At 75.4% G+C, this 1,017-nt stretch carries 1 protein-coding gene; it reads left to right on the top strand.

Features of this window, described 5'->3' with window-relative positions:
- Positions 1-1,017 (top strand): gamma-glutamyltransferase (locus AB0O00_RS41455; RefSeq protein ID WP_363659826.1); only part of this gene is annotated, 1,017 nt, incomplete at both ends.

Genomic DNA, 1,017 nt, shown 5'->3' with positions numbered 1-1,017 from the left:
GACACCTCCGGCGAGCGCCACGCGGGCACCCTGACCGGCGACGACCTCGTGGCCTTCGTGGCCCACTACGAGGAGCCGGCCACGCACACCTGGAACGGATGGACGGTCGCCAAGGCGGGCCCGTGGAGCCAGGGCCCGGTGTTCCTCCAGCAACTCGCCTTGCTGCCTCCGGACTTGGACGCACTCGATGGTGCCGAGTACGTCCACACCCTCGTCGAAGGCACCAAGCTCGCCATGGCCGACCGCGAGGCCTGGTACGGCGACGCGGCCGAGGTGCCGCTCAAGACGCTCCTGTCGCCCGGCTACAACGACGACCGCCGCGCCCTGATCGGCGACCGGGCGTCCTACGACCTGCGGCCCGGCAGCCCGGACGGGCACACCCCCAGGCTCGCGCAGCACGCGCCCGCCGAGGCCGCGCCCGGCTCCGGCGAACCCACCGTCGCCCGGGACGGCGGCACCCGCGGCGACACCTGCCACGTCGACGTCGTCGACCGCTGGGGCAACCTCGTCTCCGCCACCCCGAGCGGCGGCTGGCTCCAGTCCAACCCCGTCGTCCCCGGCCTCGGCTTCCCGCTCGGTACCCGCCTCCAGATGGCCTCCCTCACCCCCGGACTGCCCAACTCCCTCACCCCCGGCCGCCGTCCGCGCACCACGCTCTCGCCCTCGCTCGCCCTGCGCGGCGACCGGCCCGTCCTCGCCTTCGGCACCCCCGGCGGCGACCAGCAGGACCAGTGGAGCCTGCACTTCCTCCTCGCCGTCGCGCTGCGCCCGCCGGTACGCGGCGGGCTCGACCTCCAGGGCGCCATCGACGCGCCGAACTGGCACACCGAGAGCTTCCCCAGCTCCTTCTACCCGCGCGTCACCCGCCCCGGCAGCCTCTTCGTCGAGTCCCGCCTGGGCCCGGACGTCATCGACGGCCTGCGCCGGCGCGGCCACGACGTCACCGTCGGCGAGCCGTGGTCGGAGGGCCGCCTGTGCGCCGTCGCCCGCGACCCGGAGACCGGCGTCCTGTCGGCG

The sequence above is a fragment of the Kitasatospora sp. NPDC093558 genome (genome assembly GCF_040683475.1).
In the GTDB taxonomy this organism is placed as follows: domain Bacteria; phylum Actinomycetota; class Actinomycetes; order Streptomycetales; family Streptomycetaceae; genus Kitasatospora.
Note: the sequence above shows the minus strand (reverse complement) of the source record. Positions and strands in the feature narration are given on the sequence as shown.